Below are 18,551 nucleotides of genomic sequence, written 5' to 3'. Positions count from 1 at the left end.
ATTATTTGTTACCCCCTTTTGCGTACTCAAGAGCTCTTTCAAAAAACATACTTTCTCTTGAACCTTTTCTTTTGATCTGTTCCCTAAAAGTTGAAAAAGCCTTTACTGGAACAAACAATTCGCTAACAGCCACATTTGCTTCTTTATGCTTCTTTACTTGATCCGGAAGAACTCCTTGAAAAACAGCATATTGCTGCAGTTCACCATTCTTAATTGTTGGACCACAATAAATAAGTGTTTCTGTTTTTTCAGCTACACTTTTAGCTTCAATCTTTTTCTTATTGGTCATATTAAGCCCTCCAAATCTTCTCTAATTGGTTTTGGTACTTTCCAATTTGTTTCAAGTCCAGAGAAGTAATAGGGTTCAGAATCCTCATCCTGGTAAGTCCAACGAATTGGGTAATCAAGCTCGAACATATCATTCACCATAGGATCTCTAATTAAGCTTTGATAAACTTTATTAATTAGGGCAATTGCATCCCTAAATCCTTGGTTATCCTCTGATTCGTCATATACTCCTGCAATAAAAAGGATTTGGCTTTTACCCGTTTCTTCAGAAGAATCTTCGCCACCGTCTGTAATCCTAATGATTAAATAGGGATATAACGATGTATCTTTGGCCTTTCCTTTGCTTTTAATTGGAAGGTGCTGTGAAAATATATTTATTTTCTTATACTCTTCAGGACTTTTTGGATCCTTTAACTGAAATTCCTTAAATTCACTTTCAAACCTATTCACCAAAGCATCAAGTAAGTGTATCGGAATCATGTTGATCCACCACTTCCTATTCCTAATATCCTATTAATTTCGTGATCAAATCTATTAAGATACATTTGCTGCCCTTCATTAATTATGACTTCGCGAACACCATCATTATCGATCATCTGTGGGATAGATGGGCCAAATAGTTTTTTAATAGGTAAGCGTGGTTTACCTTTTCTCTCCATAACTTTCAAACCGTTTACATCTGCAACAAAGGCTCTAACAACTTGTTTTAAGCCGTCTTTCTTTACTCCTACCTTTATAGGTGTTTTTCTACGCGGACTAACCTTTTTAGGGGATACCTTAAATTTTTCCAATCCAATTAATTCTCCAGAAGAACTGACTTCTCCCTCTAAGCTAATACGTGTGGCTCTTGTTTTTCTCAAAGTGGCCTGTAAATCACTAGCCTTTATGTTATATTCCTTCCTTACTTCTTTTTTAATATTGGAATTAACATTAGTTACAGTACGGTTAATAGCATTGGATATAGCACTAGGGGCTCTTCTGGTGAAACTCCCCATTTTCCTTTGAATCTCTTGCATTGCCCTTTGATCAAAATCAATATTTATCATGACTCGAAACCTTCTAGGGTAATGGTGTATACCCCTTCATCTTCTTGGACATCAACAATATAGCAAAGAGATTCTTTAAAATTCATCCTTTGTTCTGGCCTTGGAATAAAGGGCATATCGCCCTTTTTAACATGAAAAAGGAGCCCGTTTTCTACGAGCCCCTCTCCACCCATTTTTAATTGATGTTCTTTCAGTTTGTCGTTATCAATAATAACACTTACTTTTGTTCCATCGATATCGACCTCTTCAGCAAACTCATTAGGATTTATAAATACCGACAAATCCTTCTTTAATTGGTCCTTAAAATTCATTTAACCAACTACTTTCAAAATGGCGTCAATAATTTCGCCTTTTTTGTTTGAATCGCTTATACCTTCAATGCCTTCTGACCTAGCATAATCTAGCAATTCATCTTTCGTTTTTGAATCCAAAAACTTCTTTGTAACTGTCTTTGATGTTTCTACAGAAATTTCATTTTCTGTTTCAATTAACTCAGCTGATCCGCTCTCGGAAAGTTTTTTGGCAAAATCAGTATGACACGAGAATGTTTCTTCCGGTTCTACAATTCTTCCATTCAAAAAAATGGGCTCAATTGCTTTTAATAACATCATATGCAATCACCCTTAACCAATCTTTACGCGAGCAACTGATTTAGCAAGTGCCTTAGGTTCAACAACCCATCCAGCAGGTACTGCTCCTGCTTCTGTTGAAGTAAGAGCAGAATCCTTCCAATAAACAGCTTGTCCTACTGTAAACTCTTCTGTATTCGATGCTGGAATATCATAAACCCCTAATACATTTACGCTCCCAACAGATCCTACTGGAATATCACTTGCAGCAATACCAATTCGGCTAGCCAGGGAAACAACGTCATTTGCTTTGATATCGGATGCTCCACTATTTTTATAATCAATCGTTTCTCCACGCTGTACATATTGAGCTTGAGGATTATTCAACATTTATTTCTCCACCCTTCCCTATTACTTACCGTTATTTTTAACGATAGTTTTGTAGTCTACGATAGTAACACCATAATCAATGTAAATATCCCACATGTAGCCTAATTGGCCTGCTGGTGGCTGCTTCATTACGATTGTTGGCATATCTACTCCATTTAGATAGTCAACCTGAATTGGACTGCGTAATTGATCAGCGGACATATACCATTCCACCGCTCCATTAGCTGTTGCATCATCCAATTCAGCGTCACTAATAATAGTGAAATTGTTAAAAAATGGGTTTTTAATATTTGGATTTGTTTGTGCCGGGTCGACTGGAGAACCGACTAATTGACCAACAGATGTTTCTAATGCAGTAGGAACAATTAAGAATTTGCCAGGGATATTTAACTTAACTTCTCCACCGGCTGCAGTCTGATTTCGAAGTTTCATTCTCATATCTGATAAAGTTTCAACAGATGGTGCGGCTCCGGTAGCTGCAATATTTTTATGATCTGCATGGAATAGTGTTTTTCCGTCCCAAATTGCTGGGTTTTTCGCTAGCATTTGATAAACTAGTCGATTAATTCCCAGCCTTGCTGATTGAGCGTATAATGCTGGAATAGTTGCAATGAAATCAACATCATCATTAATAAATGATTGGCGAGACATTGTAAATTGGCGCCCAAATGTTAATAGCTGGCGTTGTGGTCCTTCCTCTGCATTTACCATGTCGTGCTTTAGTTCACCATTTTGAGATACTTGTAAAAGCTCACCTGCAGTCCCAACTTGATATGTTTTAGTTGGTCTAAAGTCTTTCAAAGTTCCTCGTTTAGTCCAATGTTGGTAAGTAGTTTCTGCTTCTGTATATGCCTTTTCAAATACTGTGCGAGCAGTCTGATCCATGATCCCTGTAAATAAACTTGTTGGAGTCATGTACTGACGTAAAATTTCATCATCACTCAAACGAGTTGCGTTAGGAATTCCCTCTAAACGCAAAGTTTCTTTTGCTAATTCTTTTAAAGACATGTTACGCAATTCAGTCGCGCCTGCAGCTGGCTTTTCTACGGTTAAGCCAAGACGTAAAGCCAGGCCATCTTTGGCAGCATCACGGAATTTATCACCCTCATCTTGAATGATTCCAACGCTAGATGGCCCTCTTTCAGCAATCTGCTTTTCAAGGATAAGAGCACGTACATCTTCAATAGATTTCCCACCAGCAATGTACTCTTGTGGATCATAATTAAAGCTGCGGCATAGGTTTGTAATGTCCATTGTCCGCTTTCGCTCATCTTCCATTGCTTTTTTAATAATATCCTCTGTATTCAGTGGTGCAGCTGGGGAAGGATTTTGATTTGCTGCTCTTAAGGCCTCGATACTTCTTTGTAAATCATCAAATTCCCTTTGCTCATCTTCGGATAGGTCTCTTTGTGCGGCTTTAGCAGCATCCACAATGGCTTTTTGTCTTGCTAACATTTGCTCTAATGTCATAGTTAATTGCCTCCTAAATAGTTGTTATTAAGCTGAATTTGCTTGTAATAAATTGATTTTGGCTCTGTTTTTTCAAGATGATTATCTTTTTGCTTGTGAAATGGGAAGTCCTCCATTTCCCTTCCAATCCCTACCGTTGCATCTGCAGGAATAGAAACAATAGAAATCTCCAAAGGCAGCCATTTAAGTGCAATGCTACATGGTCCAATAAACCTCCCATCGCTGGACACCTTGCCTACCCCTACTTCTTCCCAACTGTCTACCCGGTAACCAACGCTGACACCTTTTAATGTCTTGTTTTTTACCTTCTGATAGATTTTTTCGCTCTCTTCATCTTCATCAAAAGTGACTAATGCATGGCCTCTATCACCTTCAATCCAAGCATTATCAATTCTTCCAATCACTTTATCTCTTGAATGATTAAATAAGAGACAGCCAATCTCATTTAATCTAGTTAAATCACAAGCTCCATTTCTATGACTGAGGATCTCTGGACCAAACCAACGATCATATGGCTCCTCACTTGAAAAACTTAATTCTACTTGTCTTGTTTCATCATCAATCGCTTTAAAATTAATGCTCGTATCTCGGCTAAGTTGAAAGTTTTTCTGTTTTTGCTTAGACATCTGTTATCACCCCCTTTTGTCGCATAAATTCAATTTCCCGTGCCCGCTGTTCAATCACTTCCCTCCAATCATGGCCAGAAGTTGCAGCTAACTCCGCTAGTGTTGTTTGGTTTGTATCCAGAGCTACTCTGTTTGCATTTACCTCCTTCAGTGGATCTATCCATTTCATACCTGGAGGAGTCCACTCATGGTTTAAGTATTCCTTTTTGTTGTCCCAAAAATCGGGTATATGAATAGCTCCGGCTAATACTGCAGAGATTAAGAAAGTTTCATATATTTCGATCAACATGTGATCTATTAGAAACTTCTGTTCAATCTGATAGGTCTTTAAATCTTCCAATAGCCCTTGCCTTGCACTGCTGTAATTCACTTGAGACATGTCTCTTGCAGTTGCTTCATAGGAGATCCCTTGTCCACTACCTGTTAGTCTCTGTTGGAGCCTTACAAAGTCTGCAGCACTTGCTCCCTGTGCTGGCGGATTAACAACAGAAACGTCATCGCCCGGATTAAGCTCCATAATCATCCCTGGGCTTAATGTCTTTCCTTCGTAGCTAGTGGAACCTTGTTTTCCTTGCCTTCCAAATCCGCCTCCTGGAGTAGGGCTTTGCCTCCTAATAAAGACAGAAAGACAGGCAGCTACTCTTTCCTTAATACTTACAGCCTCCATGTAAGAGTTCACGTCTTTAATTCTTGTGATAGTAGGGGACATTTCAGACATTTCGCGAATTTGAGTAGGTCTCTTTTTATGCCATAAAAAAATGACATCTCCGGCTTCAATTCGATCAGATTTACCTGAATAGAATCCGTTTATGTCATAATTTTTAAAATAATATGCGATTGGTCTATTAAACTCGTTGTATTCAATTCCGTTGACTATTCTTTTAGAGTCTTTACTCGTTTGCATCGTGTCTAAATCGTCAACTTCCCGAATTTGTAATGAAAGGGGAACGACTCCACCCGCGATATATCTTTTTATAATAATAATGCCGCCATCAACCTTTTTACGCCTTATTGCCATTCTGCAGATTTCAGCAAAACTCTGCTGGTATGTTACATCACAGTTTCGTGGTTTACACCATTCTTTCCAAAGTTTCTCGATACGAGAGTTTAGTTCTTCATCATCGGTTTTTGCTTGTAATTTAAAGCCAGTTCCAACCACATTTCTCTCAAATGCACCAACAATGCTTTCTTGAATATCAGAATTCCTTTCTAAATCCCTTGCTCTCGCACGAATGGTATCTCTATATACACCGTCTGTTTGTTCTGCAGATGCATTAACTGTGCGCCAACCAGCATTCAATCGATCATGAGTCCCGGCATCATAACTTTTTAATTCCTCATATCCTTTTCTCCAAGCTTCACGTCTATATCCTGCCGCAGGAGAAATGAATGCTATAGTTTTATCTAGCCAACTCAAAAATCATTACCTCCTGTCAAAAACACTTACAAATGTATTAGCAAATCCACTTTCATTGCCGTTTTCATACTTTATTTGTGCTTCCAATTCCTTTTGTCTCTTGTAAAGCAAAGACAGATCTGCCCTTTTAAGCCTTCTGGAACCAATTTGGTATTCCTGTCCTCCGATTTCAATTGCAGTTATAGCTTCATTAATTTGCTTTAATTGTTCTTCTAAGGTCATTACCTATCACCGCCTACAGCCAGCTATTATTTTTTATCCAATTATTATTGTAGTTCATAGTTTGATTATTTACTTGCTGTTCTTCCTCTTGTTCCTCATCTTCTTGCAATAAGTGAATGCTACGAACATGAAGAACATCGGCAGCTGCTAGAGCATAAACTTCACAATCAAGATAATGGTTGTCAGCATGACTTGTTTTTGGAACCCACACCTGAGTTACTTTTCCACCTGCACCTTTGCTATTCACTTTATGCTCTGCAGTTACCTGTTCAGCATATTCTTTATCGCAACCTTTATAGACCATCCAAGACCCTTGACCATTGGGCTTAGCCATCCTTGATGCAATCATGTCCTTATACTTTCCACCATCTACTAATAAAAGCCTAGTCCCATATGCCCTGGATCCGGTTTTATTAATTGTACTTATCTTAAAATGCGAATAACCTCCACCTACCCCTTTAACCGGAATAGCCCATTCACTATTATCTGCACAAAAATCATATACATCATCCGTTTGGTCCCCAGAGTCAACCCCACAGAGATTAACCATTAAGGTATCGCCATTTCTTTTTTCATATTCAGCATTCATTACCTTTTCAATTTCCCTAAAACTTAAAGCTTGTCCATGTGCAATATTCTGGCTGGTTAAATATGGCCCCCATGCTCTAATTGTCCAATACAAGCTCGTTTCCTGAACGTCTACGCCGCCAGTTAGCATAACTGCCCAATCTGGTACTTCAAACGCTTCATGTTCTGTTTGTCTTTCAAGAACAAGGTCTGCATTTGTTTTTAATTTAGTATCTTCCCAAGGCTCAGCAAGCCAGGAGTTAACGAAGTTCTGGAAAGCTTCTGGATCATCTTTTGTAGTTAGGAACTCTTTTGCAATCTCACTAAATCGAACAAATGGAGAGTACAGGGTATTCATCCAGTATGCTACCTTCCGCGGAAACTGAGTACGTTGTTCTACAACTTCCCAACGTCCGTAAAGTAGCATTTGTGACTTTTGTTGATCAGTAATTATGCAGCCGCATTCTTGACATACATAGTTTGCGAATTCCGCCCTATCTGCGTAACTTAAATCCTTTTTATTCGGCCATTTTATTTGTTTAAACAATAATTCAATATAATCGCCACAATGAGGACAAGGAACCTTATAATGTTTGACTAGATCAGCATTTTCTTTTGCTTTCCAAATGTGGCCTGTTTTCAATGTAGGGGTGGAAGTTTGAAATATTTTCTTGTTAGGGAAAGTTTTCGTTCTTTCCTTTGCCAGCTTAATTGGATCAGCTTCTTTTTTACTTGCGCCCGGATACTTATCTATTTCATCCAAAAACAGAAAGCGAATAGGTTTACTAGCCAAAGAAGATGGTGAATTTGCTCCATTCAAACTAATAAACATACCGTCACATTGAAGTTCTAATCGACTTGATTCAAGTTTTTTAAACTTATCTTTTAGTCCTTTGGATACATTAAACATTGGCTGAATTCGGTTTTCTGAGACGCTTTCTGCAAGCGCATCTGTTGGATATACAATCATTACTGGACTAGGATCTTGCATAACTACATAACCTAACATGTTGTGTAAAGCTTCTGTTCCTCCAACTTGTGTAGGCTTAACGAATGTTATTTCTTCTGTTTCAATATTATTAAATTCGTTCATGATGTCATTTAAATAAGGGGTTATAGCATTATTCCATCTTCCAGGTATCGCTGAAGAACGACTATCAAGAACTCGATGCTTTTCAGCCCATTCACTGACAAAGAGATTCTCTGGAGGCTTTAAATGTCGGAGTGTGTTTTTAATAAAATTTGGCAAATCATGCTTTTTTCTTTTTAGCATGATACACACCATCCACACTCATTTGCTCGAGAGCATCATTTATTGTTTCACTCAAGTCCTTTTCAATCTTTCTAGCCTCCAATGGTTCAACAAACCTTCCTACCTCACCAGCAAGCTTTCTTGAAAGTGACATAGCCGACTTCTTAAAAATCAAAAAGAAACGAGATAACTCTGCTTCAATCAAATCTTTGTCAATGTATCTCCCATTTGCAATATCCGTTTTTATCCTGGTCAATTCGCTTTGTGCTTCCTTATATGCAACTTCAGCCTCTAATTTCTTTTGCTGCAGATTAACCGCTTTATTTAATTCAGCCTCGCCACTTTGTAATTGACCTCTCCATTGAAGGACCATCTTTAAGTCCCACCAGCCTCGGCTATGTTGAGAAAGTCCTTGTCGCTTCCAATCGGTTAGCGCTCGATCACTTATTTCAAGCAGATCACAAAGGGCTCCAGTAGAAATAAGAACAACTCCATTTTTCTCCTTATACCCTTCCATCTCATAATCACCCCGTTTTTCCGAAGTTCCGAAGTATTTTTTTTTTATATCATGTAGCCAATCCGTGGGCGTCGCAGTCCCCGCATGGCCCCAGGGGTCAGGAGGGACCCAAAAAGGTTTTCGGAACTTCGGAAATTTATTAAAAACCTTTAAAAATGAAAAAAGCTCCTAAAACACTAATAAACCCTTATGTATCAAGGGTTTGGGAGATATTTACTAAACTATTCTCTCGACTCATTAATCTGGTGCTCTAAAATATCTCTTTGAATCTTTTATAATCCATATTGTGTTAGATTCACATTAACGCTGTAACTATTGATACTAAAGGGTTTCCATAACATTTATATTTCAATCTAACATTCAAAAAAATATGTTATGTTGAAGGCAGTTTAAACCTGAATCCCTTCATTGCTGTATCTTTTTTATCTTGGTTAATTCCAATATATCTAAGAGTATAATCAGGGTTAGAATGGTTTAATATATCTTGAAGAGTAGCTATATCTTTTGTTTCTTGATAGAAGTGATATCCGAAAGTTTTCCTTAATGTGTGAGTTCCAATTTCAGTCACTCCAAAATGACGTGCTGCATCATTCAATATTTGGTAAGCTGTTTCTCTTCTGATTGCTTTGTTCTTACCTTTTCTGCTTTTTATTAGAAAATGATGATCTGGTTTGCCGGAAATAAAAGATTTCAAAGCTTTCTTCAAATCAAAAATAATTAATACTCTATTGTTCTTATCCCTTTTTTCCTCTTTAATATCAATGTAATTACCTTTTACATCTCTAACTCTTAATTTGAGAATGTCAGAAATTCTTAAACCTGTATGAATCCCTAGCATGAACATAATATAATTACGTTCATTCGTTGCTTTTAAATAAGATAATATTTCAGCAAGCTTTTCCAAATTGCGAATAGGTTGAACGACTTTCATATAAATCACACCCTATATATAACATTTTCTCGACTAGGCACCACCTTATGCTAATAGCTAAAAAGAATTGAATTACGGAGTGCTTTTACCTCCATGCCTCGCCTTCAACCTATGCAGACAATGCTGCTAAGGTATAGTCTCGCTACACCATCAGCTGATCGAGTACACCATTGATAAAGGATAGATGCGTCTCCTAAAAATTTTATCTCTAGGAAAATCGTACCTTTTTCCAGAAAACAAATAGTCCTCTATTTTATCCCTCTTTTTATCCCTAATTTTGTCGTGATTTTGTCGGCGTTTTTTGTATAAAAAAAGACAGCTCTCAAATGATTGTGAGTGCTGTCGCGATTTGAAATATTGCCTGCTTTTTGCATATATAATAATGGTCCTTTGTTATTCCCATATCCATATAAACTGTTATATCCTTGACTCTGGATGGACCGAGATATTTTCTTTCAATTATTTGGCGTTCAGTGTCATCTAACGCTTGAGTAATGGCCCGATTAATTTGTTTGTATTTTATGAGCTTCTCTTTTTCCTTGTTACCGAGTGTAGGGAAAAGCTTCTCAATTCCTTCGTCCTCGATTTCCTTTTTGTTAGTCATGGCTATTCTTAAAGCTTTATATTCTTTTAGTTCCTTTATTACAGTGCTTCTTACTTTTTTCTCATCAACCTCTGGTAATAATGATAGTTGTATCATATAATCAACCTCTCTTATTATCGGTTCTGGTATTCCCCGTGTCTTTTTTCTTGCTCGCTGAAAATCCGTTAAAACGCACACAACGTACAAAGGGACAGAGCTTTTCGCTTGTAAGCCATAAACAGCCTGAACAAATAACTTTTGGTTTCCTTATTTTCATATTTACACCTCCTTTTGAATAAAAAAGGACACTGAAGCAAGCTATAAATAATAGCCGTTTCAGTGTCCCTGGTTGTTCCAGTAGACTCATAATTTATTTGTATAGTTCAATTCATAATGTGAAGGCTTACCACTCTGCCAATTAATTATTTGTTTTCCAAATCCTTTTGGCGGGGCATCTACAACTGTTATTACTCCGTCTTTAACGATATATGTCGCATTCTTCATCAAGTCAATTTCAGCTTTATTAGTGTTCACCTGGACCCCTCCGATATGATACAATTTAATTGGAGTGGCCGGGAGAGATCCTGGCTTTTTTATATTTGCGCCCCTCTAGATTTAATTATTTGTGCTTTCTTATACTCTTGCATTCCCAACAGACCCTTTTATGATCGATAGTGTCTGTTTTTTTTATGGGAACTAATTTATGACATTCACTGCAGCTTACTAATTTCATGAGTATTGCTCCTTCCAATTAATCTATTAATTAATAATGAAAAAATATATAATCTTAATGATACCTGTGCCAAAATGAGGTGTCTTATGACGACAAAAAAGGTTAAAGTTGTTCATGAAAGTGACTCTGGTCTAAATCAAAAATTCTTAGATCCATCTACCAAAAAAGAGATGACTCGAAAGCAATTCGCAGATGCTATCGAAAAAGGTCAGTATCCCGGATATCATGTAATGAGAATGAATAATAAAAGAATTCCTAGATCTAACCCCGATCGCTCCAAAAATAACAACTTAGATTAAACTAACTATCAAAAGGCACAGGTATCATCTAATTTAAACAGTTACTCTTTTGTTTAGCAGATTAACTGCAGCTGGCCCGATGAATCTGCTATCAAATCAGTTCCATAATCTTCGTTAATGATGACTTCAAATATCGCCTCTAACTCTTGTACAACAATGCTATTACCAGCCAGTGCATACAACGTAGCACTTCGATAATTTTCTTTTTGTGGAAATTCTTTAAGCATTAAATCAAAATCTGTATCATCGAACCCCATTAACCTCCACCATTCTCGTTCTGTTGGATATCTATAACGACCATCAGCCATTTTAAATACACCTGCACTAGGACAACGATCTGGACGTTCTGTAATGGTGTTACAAACCTCAGTTATTGTTTTTATATAACGGAATTTTGATTTATTTCGCTCGATTTCTTCTGGAGTAGCTAAATCTTCTAATCGACTTAACATCGATGGAATATTTACAACATACTTTTCAATGTTCTTGATTTCATCGTCAGACTGCTTAAATTCATTCATTGGTCTCAATGATTTCTTTTTAACTTTGCTGAAATCGAAAACGTTATTCTCTAATATGCTTATACAAAATACGCGTTCTCTCGTTTGAGGAATACCTCTATCCATTGCATTTGATATCTGATAAGAGTTTGTATAACCTAACTCTTCCATATCACGTAAATATTCATTGAATATTGGACGTTTCTTTTTATACAAGGCGCCACGCACATTCTCCCAAATAACCACTTTCGGCCGCCAATCTCCCATTTCACGAATAATCCTGATTGTTTCAAGCATTAATTTAGAACGACCTTTATCGTCATTTAGGTTAGCTGCAGAATTATCCTGACATGGAGAACCATGGACTAAAATATCCGGCTTTAAATTCCATCCCCTAACATCTTGCGGCTTGTGAAGATGATCATATAGCGCGTTATATGCTTTAACCCTGTTTGGCTGCCATTCCACATAATCTATGCATTTATGATCTACTCCAAGATTGATTAGCGCTTTACGGGGCGCGCCAATGCCTCCGAATAATTCTAGTATCTTAATCATCTGGCTACCCCTTTCTTTACCCTTTGTTTCTAGTAATAGAAATTTTTAGTAGATTTACACCGAAAATATTGATATATTTTAATTACCTTCTAAACTCCAATGTTTTATGGGTGGAGTTTTATTATCCCGAGAACGTTACCGTGTCTGAAACTTAGGGCACAGAGAAGGAGGTCGCTATGGAACAGCGTAATAATTCCCTCTTGTACAAGTTGGTAGTCATTCAGTTGATTACCGCTTGTCTTGAGTTGGCAAAAGTCCTTATCTCCTAGTGAGATAGGGGCTTTTCCTTTAAGGAAACATAATGATTCTTTTGTTACTTTTTAATCAAAATTATTGTAGGATTTTCCAACTCCTTGTCGAATATTATTTGTAAAAGGAGGTGGTATAATGGCTGTTTATTTAATTACCTATGATTTAATGAGCCCCAGACAGGACTATAAGGATTTATATGTTGCTATTGAAAGCTTTCCAACTAGACTCCATCCCTTTCAATCAGTTTGGTTTGTTAAATCAGAAAAAGGAGCTAAAGAGATTTATAATCACTTAAACCAACATTTGGATAATGATGACAAACTCCTCGTAGTTGAAATGCAAAAGCATTGGTGGGGTCGTTTTGGTGAGCAAAACCAAAACTGGCTTAAAACTAACCTTTAAATCCCAAGGCTATCAATCTGGTCAATTCAGCTTGATAGCTAAAATTAACCTTTTAAAACCCCATTCTTAACAAAAATGTTTCTCCAAGCCCTATCTAACCTTTCAAACTTTTCCTTTTCTAATTCTTTTTTTCTTTGAGTGATAGCCTTTTTTAGTCGCCTTTTCTGTTTTTGTTTGTTTGCCACTGGTTCGACCTCCCAATTTAGGAATCTCTGTACCTCCAAGACTTTTACAATCCATTCCAAGCGAAGAAGAACATCTTTTGAAAAGAGAACAGCGTGTCATACACGCCATTCTCCTATCTTCTTCCTGCATCCACTTCGGACGATCATCGGCAATAATTACCGTTATCATTAGGCAATAATAATAATCTTTCTGCTTTCAATTTCTTTTTCTAAAGCTGCTTTTAGATAGTCCTTAATATTCTGTATTGCTTTTAATTTCCAAGCGCCTCCATCTGCCTCGAATAATGCACAAGCAGGACCTTTTTGCATTCTGAAAATAAACTCTGATTCAGGTTGTTCTACTTCAACAAATGTACGGTATGGGGCTAGAACCACTGGGTTTGGAACTAATACATTCCCTACTGTAGCCACTCCTGTTTTAGCTACAACTGACTGGCTTACACCATCATCTCCAACTGTTTGAACTGATTCCTCTTTGATGTTTCCAACAACTTTTAACATAATATCTCGGTCATTGTTTTTTACAAATGCTGATTGCAGCTTAATATTGAAATCCTCTGAATCATAGAATCTATCAAAAGTAAAAGATGGGATCATAGCTTTTGCTCTTATATATTCATTTCTGTTTTGATTGGAATTTAATGAATCAAACACAATGACTTCCGTTGGACTGCAAACATGAACCATTAATGTTTCATCTGCATCGAATTCGGATATTAGATATTCCACTAAACCAGAAAGGCTTCTTACTTCCAGAGCACTTGCGATAGGCTCCTTTAATAGATGCAGAGGCTGCGTGGAGTAAACTTGTCCATTCTCATATTCAACCTTTGTATTTCCTAAACCGATAATGTACTGAAACGCTTCTTTAATCATTTTTCATTCCTCCAATAATTAATTTTTAAAATTCACAATTTTATTTCCGCGATCATCCTGAATGTCACCAGTCTCAACATCAATAAAAGTTTGACCCTTTGCTCCAGACTTAAGTTCGGCACCAGTTATCTTACCTTTGTTATCCATATCCATGATTAACTTGGTTTCAATTTTCTTTGCTGGAGCTAGTTTGCTTTTTGCGACAACGCTGGTGAGAATAACATCTCTTTTGTCGTCAGCTGAAAGAGTAATAGTTAAAGTGAGATTTCTCTTAACTTTTGCATCCGTGTTAGGATCCGCGATATTTTCAAGAATCTTTTGAAGCTCTACATTTGCCCTTTCTGAAAGAGCTCCATCAGCAAAAGTATTTAAATCAATGATATTTGGCAATTTAATACCCTCCTAGTTTAATAAGCTTTACCGCCATGTTTATAAGTTCTTCCCTTGTTATGCTCCATTTTCTTAAGAATGGCATTTTCTAAATCGATTCCTTTTGATCCGCACAAATCAAAAACTCGAATACATACATCTGCTAGTTCCTCTGCGAAGTTTTCGTGATTTCCTTTGCGATCAGCCTCAAGTGCTTCACTGACTTCACTGTGAATTAAAGCTAACAAAGTGCCTGTTTCCCTTGGCTCATCATGCCACCCTTTTGATTTTGCTGTTTCGTAAGCCTGTTCACATAGTTGGTTTATCATTCCTAATCCTCCTTCCAATTTCTAAAATTGCAGTCGCTCTAAATTCTGTATATCTGGCTATGTATAGCAGCTGCCCTAAATTAGCTTTGCTAAGATTCATTTTCCTGTTCCCTCCACTGTGAGAAGGTGAAGGGCGATTTCAATAAACTCTTTAGGTTGTTCGGAATTCTGGCCGGCTTTCAATAATTGAATGACATATGCTTTTCTATCTGCCTCACATTGAAGATATTTTAAAAAGTCAGCCACTTCCTCGATAGCCATGCTTAACCAGTTATAACTCATGTAGTGCTGCAGGGGCTCTTTATACTTCTTAATCCCGAAATCATCTTGCTGATACATGACTTTTTTCAGATTTTCTAGAGATCTATTTGATACCTCGTGTTTGAGAATATCCTCGAAATTAATTTCTCTATTTTTCACTAGTATTCTTCTCCTTGAAATATTCAGGACCAAAAGCCGTTTTGAATTTTTCTAAAGTTTTAAGACCAATACCTGGTGTGTCCTGAAGAACTTCGAATTTTTCAGCAATAAAACCGATTGTCTTTTGGATCCCTCGATTTTCGCCATGGATTAATCCCAGCTGGTATCCTTCCTTCTTTCCCCTCTCGAAGGCATTTTGAATTACCGGATTTCTCTTGGTCATGGTGATTGCCTTCTTTGATCATCTAAGTATTTGTTGAATACCATTAGACCATCAATGATTTTGTCTGTATCGAATTTAGATGCAATTCTTTGTACAAACTCCTCATTTTGCATCACTTGTCCAGTAGCAAGATAATAGGACTTCATATTTTCAAAGACGATTTGAGCACTCATTGATAAGCAATCTCCCTTTCGTAAAAACCAATTAAATCAGGAAATTTAGTGAATTCTTTTTTAAGATCTCGGAAACTAATAAAACGATTCCCTTTCTCGATTACAAAATCCATTGAGTATTCATGGCAATTTTTCGGCCTAGTTCTTAATGTCCTTTGAAAAAGCTCTATTGCCTCTTGTTGATTATTTGCATAAACAAAAACGAAGGAATTATTGCTATATTTCAATGCGAAAGGCTTTACATTGCTAAAACCAAGTTCATTTTTGTTAATCATTTGTTGAACTCTATCATGATCAGCCAGCTTGAAATCAATTGTTGACTCATCATCTTCCAGTTTCACTTTTCCCTCTTGTAGTAAATGAGCTATGTAGTGGGCTAAGGTGGATTCCTCGTACTTTATTGCATTTTCATATAGCTTTCTGATCGAGGACATCGGTCAGCTCTCCTGTGTGTTCGTTGTAAAGGCTAGGGACTATTCCAACAGGACCGTTTCTGTTTTTTGCGATTATTAACTCAAGCACATCACTGCTGGAACTCTTGTCATAATACTTTTCCCGGTATAGAAACATAATCACGTCCGCGTCCTGTTCAACACTTCCAGATTCACGAATATCTGACATCATTGGACGCTTATCTTGTCGTTGCTCAACCGAACGATTTAATTGCGCTAAACAGACTACTGGGCAATTAAACTCTTTTGCCATGGCTTTTAGGTTTTTGGATATTTCGGTAACCTGCATGTGAGCGTTACCGCCATAAAACTCGGCCGATCTAATCAATGTCAGATAATCTATAAAAATGATTGGCCTTTTATCAGGGAATCTATGAATCATCTTTCTTGTTTTCGCTCTCATTTCTTGAATAGTTTGGCCAGCTCCATCAAAGATTTGAATATTGGTTTCTGATACCCGACCAATTATGTCGAACCAAATGTTTTTTTGTTTATCGGTGAGACCCTTGTTCAAGTTCCTCATTCGCATCCTGTTTATTCTTCCAGTCGAAGCAATTAGACGATTGGTAATAGACTTTTCAGGCATCTCTAGGGAGAATATGATTGGCATATATCCTTGCCATCCAGCCTGCTTTGCAAAATGAACCAGTACATCGGTTTTCCCCATGCTTGGCCTTGCAGCGATTATAGTAACCTCAGAGTCTTGAAAACCGTTTGTCATATTGTTCAGTTTTATTAACCCTGTTTGAACGCCTTTTTTTACCGCCTTTTCAGTCCAAGGCGCCTCGTACATATCGGTCAAAGCTTCAACGATTGATGTGTGATCATCGAGCTTTACCTCGTTAATGGAGTCGAGAGAGGATTGTATCTTGTCTATTTGCCAGTCCTCATTTTGGGCCTGTGCTAAGATGTTTCGTTTCTCTCGTTCCTTCCAGGCGTCTAAAACTAAATCCTCGAACTCTTCAAATTTTTCGGGGTTTCCGTACGATTGAATGTCGTTCAGATAGGAAATTCCGCCATATGACTCTAGGTCTTTCAACGTTGATAGAGAAATAATGTCAACTGTTCTTCCCTGATTAGTCATATCCAAGAACGCTTTTAAAAGTTGTTTGTTTCTGCTATCTGCTAAATGTTCTGGTCGGATGTTTGTATCTTTTAGTAAATAATTCGCTTTTAGGAAGCTACCAAGTAATGCATTTTCAGCTTTCAATCTTCTTCCTCCCCTGCATTGAGATCAAAGTTAAAGTCTGGTATATCCCTACCTGATTGGCTTTTGCCAGAAGGCTTGTCCCGTGCTTTTCCACGCTTTTCAAGGTGCTCATTAATTAATGCCTGGGCTTGTTGAACTGTTTTGATTTTCTTCTCGGACCAGCTAATTAATATTTTCTCGACATAACTCCAACTTTTAGCTCCGCGCTCAACTGCTAGTTTCATAGCTTCAAGAACAAGCTCGCTGGATAGATCGTCACACCACATGAAAATTTTTTCTGATATGTGGCTGCCGATGGTCCCAAATCCGTTCTGCTCATAAAAATTAATTGGGCTCTCCGCAGGTGCCTTTTCTTCTTCTTCAAAATCTGTAGTAATCTCTGTAATGTCCGTACTTTCTGGGACGGGCATCTGTACTTTCCGGGACGGGTATCCGTACTTTTTTGTACATACGTCTGTACTTTCCGGAAAGGTGATTTCTACCAATCCCCTGATGTTAAGTTCGATGAACATGATATTTGGTAATCTCCCTTGAGTTGTATCAACAGTCCGAAACACCCGTTTTATTACGTTTTTGTTTTCTAGCCTTACAAGTGTTTCTTTGGCCTGTTTCATGGTCAATCCGAATTGTTCTTCGATTTGCTTATAGCTTCTTTGTAGCAGGTCTGATTTAAACTTTTTTTTGACCTCTTTAACTAACCCGGTTTGTTCATCCCTTTCGATAGTTGGTCTATACCAATAAACGAAATCAGACAAAAGAATCATTGCGTTTAAATCAGGTTTCCCATTCTCTTTTTTTAAAGTTTGATACCATGAATTTGGTATGACATTCCCTTCAAAATTTAACCTTCCAATGGTGTCCACGATTTCATGTCCACAGTTATACATGGTTACTCATCCTTTATAAAAATTAATTTCTATCACAGATTGCAAAGCATTCCTCTAATCGAATGAATTGATAATTTGGATAACGCCTTAAATACCCATGAACTAAGTTCAGGTATTCGTTTTGCGATAACTCGTTTTTTGTCCTAAGCAGCCACTCAGGAAGCAACACTTTTGTTTGGTTTGTCAGCATAATTCCACCCTATTCCCCAATGAAAATATGGACGTGATAGTGTTTATTCTCAGGTAGCTCACCTTTGATTTTTTCAGCCATTTTCTTGCACTCAGTGACGTTTTCAGCATGTATAAATGCAGAATGAATAGTGTGGAAATCGCCATTAAGTTGGATAGAAAAATCTACTGAAAAAAGCATAACTTGTCCACCTACTTGCATATATTTAATAAAGAATTATAATTGTGTTATAATCAGAAAAATTTTTAAAGAATATGCGTCTGTCCACGCGTATTTTTTTTATTTTATTTACCACTCGTCCATGATCTCCCTCATGGCCGCAAGACTTTCCTCATAAAACCAATAACGTTTACCTTTTTCCTTGCGTCTTTCGAGAATTTTCATCCTTGGATCGCGTAAAATTTCATTCTCTAAAAATGATTTACTCATGCAAGTTAGTTTTGCCATTTGATCAAGATCCCAGGTAAAGAAAGAGGTTCGAAGGGAACTGTCTATTTTTTCGTTTATATACTTCCTTACCTCGTCATGATTAATATTTAAGGCAATTTCAGCGATAGGCATTTCTACCACCTCCTTAATTTTTTGTAAAGGTGCTTCGTTCGCACCGTTGAAGTT

30 protein-coding genes are annotated in these 18,551 nt (G+C 37.3%); 2 read left to right on the top strand and 28 right to left on the bottom strand.

All coding sequences use genetic code 11. The features are described 5' to 3' along the window. Nucleotide 1: 1 nt before the first annotated feature. The 15 genes from V7127_RS02575 to V7127_RS02505 form a co-directional block, all read right to left on the bottom strand. A complete protein-coding gene (locus V7127_RS02575) occupies nt 2-289 on the bottom strand; it encodes a hypothetical protein (RefSeq protein WP_335483317.1) in 288 nt (95 codons plus the stop codon). After that, on the bottom strand, nt 286-768 hold the full coding sequence (locus tag V7127_RS02570) for a hypothetical protein (RefSeq protein ID WP_335483315.1): 483 nt from the start codon (nt 766-768) through the stop codon (nt 286-288). The genes V7127_RS02575 and V7127_RS02570 overlap by 4 nt, the downstream gene beginning before the upstream one ends. Continuing rightward, nucleotides 765-1,334: a phage tail protein gene (locus V7127_RS02565; protein ID WP_335483312.1), complete on the bottom strand. Its 570-nt coding sequence runs from the start codon at nt 1,332-1,334 to the stop codon at nt 765-767. Before V7127_RS02565 ends, V7127_RS02570 begins: the two co-directional genes overlap by 4 nt. Continuing rightward, nucleotides 1,331-1,645, bottom strand: a complete 315-nt coding sequence (locus V7127_RS02560) for a hypothetical protein (protein ID WP_335483310.1) — start codon at nt 1,643-1,645, stop codon at nt 1,331-1,333. The genes V7127_RS02565 and V7127_RS02560 overlap by 4 nt, the downstream gene beginning before the upstream one ends. After that, nucleotides 1,646-1,945: a Rho termination factor N-terminal domain-containing protein gene (locus V7127_RS02555; protein WP_335483308.1), complete on the bottom strand. Its 300-nt coding sequence runs from the start codon at nt 1,943-1,945 to the stop codon at nt 1,646-1,648. Between the two features lie 12 nt (nt 1,946-1,957). Continuing rightward, entirely contained in the window at nt 1,958-2,293 is a 336-nt protein-coding gene (locus tag V7127_RS02550; protein ID WP_335483306.1) for a DUF2190 family protein, read from the bottom strand. Nucleotides 2,294-2,314: 21 nt separating this feature from the next. Then, nucleotides 2,315-3,763 carry a phage major capsid protein gene (locus tag V7127_RS02545; RefSeq protein WP_335483304.1) on the bottom strand — a complete coding sequence of 483 codons (1,449 nt, stop codon included), beginning with the start codon at nt 3,761-3,763 and terminating at the stop codon, nt 2,315-2,317. Between the two features lie 2 nt (nt 3,764-3,765). Next, nucleotides 3,766-4,389, bottom strand: coding sequence for an HK97 family phage prohead protease (locus V7127_RS02540; protein ID WP_335483302.1), 624 nt, complete (start codon nt 4,387-4,389; stop codon nt 3,766-3,768). After that, the gene (locus tag V7127_RS02535) at nt 4,382-5,806 is read right to left on the bottom strand and encodes a phage portal protein (RefSeq protein WP_335483300.1); all 1,425 of its coding nucleotides are present in this window, start codon (nt 5,804-5,806) and stop codon (nt 4,382-4,384) included. Before V7127_RS02535 ends, V7127_RS02540 begins: the two co-directional genes overlap by 8 nt. A gap of 6 nt (nt 5,807-5,812) precedes the next feature. Then, on the bottom strand, nt 5,813-6,028 hold the full coding sequence (locus V7127_RS02530; RefSeq protein WP_335483297.1) for a peptidylprolyl isomerase: 216 nt from the start codon (nt 6,026-6,028) through the stop codon (nt 5,813-5,815). Between the two features lie 13 nt (nt 6,029-6,041). Then, a complete protein-coding gene (locus tag V7127_RS02525; protein ID WP_335483295.1) occupies nt 6,042-7,868 on the bottom strand; it encodes a phage terminase large subunit family protein in 1,827 nt (608 codons plus the stop codon). Further along, nucleotides 7,846-8,364, bottom strand: coding sequence for a hypothetical protein (locus V7127_RS02520; RefSeq protein ID WP_335483293.1), 519 nt, complete (start codon nt 8,362-8,364; stop codon nt 7,846-7,848). Before V7127_RS02520 ends, V7127_RS02525 begins: the two co-directional genes overlap by 23 nt. A gap of 373 nt (nt 8,365-8,737) precedes the next feature. Beyond that, the gene (locus V7127_RS02515) at nt 8,738-9,295 is read right to left on the bottom strand and encodes a tyrosine-type recombinase/integrase (RefSeq protein ID WP_335483291.1); all 558 of its coding nucleotides are present in this window, start codon (nt 9,293-9,295) and stop codon (nt 8,738-8,740) included. A 322-nt stretch (nt 9,296-9,617) separates the two neighbouring features. Then, a complete protein-coding gene (locus V7127_RS02510) occupies nt 9,618-9,995 on the bottom strand; it encodes an ArpU family phage packaging/lysis transcriptional regulator (RefSeq protein WP_335483289.1) in 378 nt (125 codons plus the stop codon). A gap of 246 nt (nt 9,996-10,241) precedes the next feature. Beyond that, nucleotides 10,242-10,412, bottom strand: a complete 171-nt coding sequence (locus V7127_RS02505) for a DUF3954 domain-containing protein (RefSeq protein WP_335483287.1) — start codon at nt 10,410-10,412, stop codon at nt 10,242-10,244. A gap of 285 nt (nt 10,413-10,697) precedes the next feature. On the opposite strand from V7127_RS02505, the gene V7127_RS02500 reads away from it, so the two are divergent. Next, nucleotides 10,698-10,910, top strand: coding sequence for a DUF3892 domain-containing protein (locus tag V7127_RS02500; RefSeq protein ID WP_335483285.1), 213 nt, complete (start codon nt 10,698-10,700; stop codon nt 10,908-10,910). A 53-nt stretch (nt 10,911-10,963) separates the two neighbouring features. Here the strand turns inward: V7127_RS02500 and V7127_RS02495 are convergent, their stop codons facing one another. Then, nucleotides 10,964-11,968, bottom strand: coding sequence for a DNA cytosine methyltransferase (locus V7127_RS02495; protein ID WP_335483283.1), 1,005 nt, complete (start codon nt 11,966-11,968; stop codon nt 10,964-10,966). 387 nt (nt 11,969-12,355) lie between these two features. On the opposite strand from V7127_RS02495, the gene V7127_RS02490 reads away from it, so the two are divergent. Then, nucleotides 12,356-12,622 carry a hypothetical protein gene (locus tag V7127_RS02490; RefSeq protein ID WP_335483281.1) on the top strand — a complete coding sequence of 89 codons (267 nt, stop codon included), beginning with the start codon at nt 12,356-12,358 and terminating at the stop codon, nt 12,620-12,622. A 44-nt stretch (nt 12,623-12,666) separates the two neighbouring features. On the opposite strand, the gene V7127_RS02485 is transcribed toward V7127_RS02490, so the two are convergent. The 12 genes from V7127_RS02485 to V7127_RS02430 form a co-directional block, all read right to left on the bottom strand. Beyond that, nucleotides 12,667-12,807 carry a DUF3983 domain-containing protein gene (locus tag V7127_RS02485; RefSeq protein ID WP_335483279.1) on the bottom strand — a complete coding sequence of 47 codons (141 nt, stop codon included), beginning with the start codon at nt 12,805-12,807 and terminating at the stop codon, nt 12,667-12,669. A 168-nt stretch (nt 12,808-12,975) separates the two neighbouring features. Continuing rightward, nucleotides 12,976-13,683: a hypothetical protein gene (locus V7127_RS02480; protein WP_335483277.1), complete on the bottom strand. Its 708-nt coding sequence runs from the start codon at nt 13,681-13,683 to the stop codon at nt 12,976-12,978. Nucleotides 13,684-13,701: 18 nt separating this feature from the next. After that, nucleotides 13,702-14,073 (bottom strand): replication terminator protein, encoded by a 372-nt coding sequence (locus V7127_RS02475; RefSeq protein WP_335483275.1) that lies wholly within the window; start codon nt 14,071-14,073, stop codon nt 13,702-13,704. A 17-nt stretch (nt 14,074-14,090) separates the two neighbouring features. Continuing rightward, nucleotides 14,091-14,381 (bottom strand): MazG nucleotide pyrophosphohydrolase domain-containing protein, encoded by a 291-nt coding sequence (locus V7127_RS02470; RefSeq protein WP_335483273.1) that lies wholly within the window; start codon nt 14,379-14,381, stop codon nt 14,091-14,093. Nucleotides 14,382-14,477: 96 nt separating this feature from the next. Then, nucleotides 14,478-14,801 carry a hypothetical protein gene (locus V7127_RS02465; protein ID WP_335483271.1) on the bottom strand — a complete coding sequence of 108 codons (324 nt, stop codon included), beginning with the start codon at nt 14,799-14,801 and terminating at the stop codon, nt 14,478-14,480. Then, a complete protein-coding gene (locus V7127_RS02460) occupies nt 14,791-15,024 on the bottom strand; it encodes a hypothetical protein (RefSeq protein WP_335483269.1) in 234 nt (77 codons plus the stop codon). Before V7127_RS02460 ends, V7127_RS02465 begins: the two co-directional genes overlap by 11 nt. Next, nucleotides 15,021-15,197 (bottom strand): hypothetical protein, encoded by a 177-nt coding sequence (locus V7127_RS02455; RefSeq protein WP_335483266.1) that lies wholly within the window; start codon nt 15,195-15,197, stop codon nt 15,021-15,023. Before V7127_RS02455 ends, V7127_RS02460 begins: the two co-directional genes overlap by 4 nt. Then, complete coding sequence (locus V7127_RS02450) at nt 15,194-15,631, bottom strand: hypothetical protein (RefSeq protein ID WP_335483264.1); 438 nt, start codon at nt 15,629-15,631, stop codon at nt 15,194-15,196. The genes V7127_RS02455 and V7127_RS02450 overlap by 4 nt, the downstream gene beginning before the upstream one ends. Continuing rightward, nucleotides 15,606-16,859: a replicative DNA helicase gene (locus V7127_RS02445; protein ID WP_335483262.1), complete on the bottom strand. Its 1,254-nt coding sequence runs from the start codon at nt 16,857-16,859 to the stop codon at nt 15,606-15,608. The genes V7127_RS02450 and V7127_RS02445 overlap by 26 nt, the downstream gene beginning before the upstream one ends. Further along, entirely contained in the window at nt 16,856-17,746 is an 891-nt protein-coding gene (locus V7127_RS02440) for a DnaD domain-containing protein (protein WP_335483260.1), read from the bottom strand. Before V7127_RS02440 ends, V7127_RS02445 begins: the two co-directional genes overlap by 4 nt. 199 nt (nt 17,747-17,945) lie before the next feature. Then, nucleotides 17,946-18,116 (bottom strand): hypothetical protein, encoded by a 171-nt coding sequence (locus tag V7127_RS02435; RefSeq protein WP_335483257.1) that lies wholly within the window; start codon nt 18,114-18,116, stop codon nt 17,946-17,948. A gap of 108 nt (nt 18,117-18,224) precedes the next feature. Further along, nucleotides 18,225-18,497 (bottom strand): hypothetical protein, encoded by a 273-nt coding sequence (locus tag V7127_RS02430; protein WP_335483255.1) that lies wholly within the window; start codon nt 18,495-18,497, stop codon nt 18,225-18,227. Nucleotides 18,498-18,551 lie beyond the last annotated feature (54 nt).

The organism is Bacillus sp. JJ1773, assembly GCF_036962035.1.
GTDB lineage: Bacteria > Bacillota > Bacilli > Bacillales > Cytobacillaceae > Cytobacillus.
Note: the sequence above shows the minus strand (reverse complement) of the source record. Positions and strands in the feature narration are given on the sequence as shown.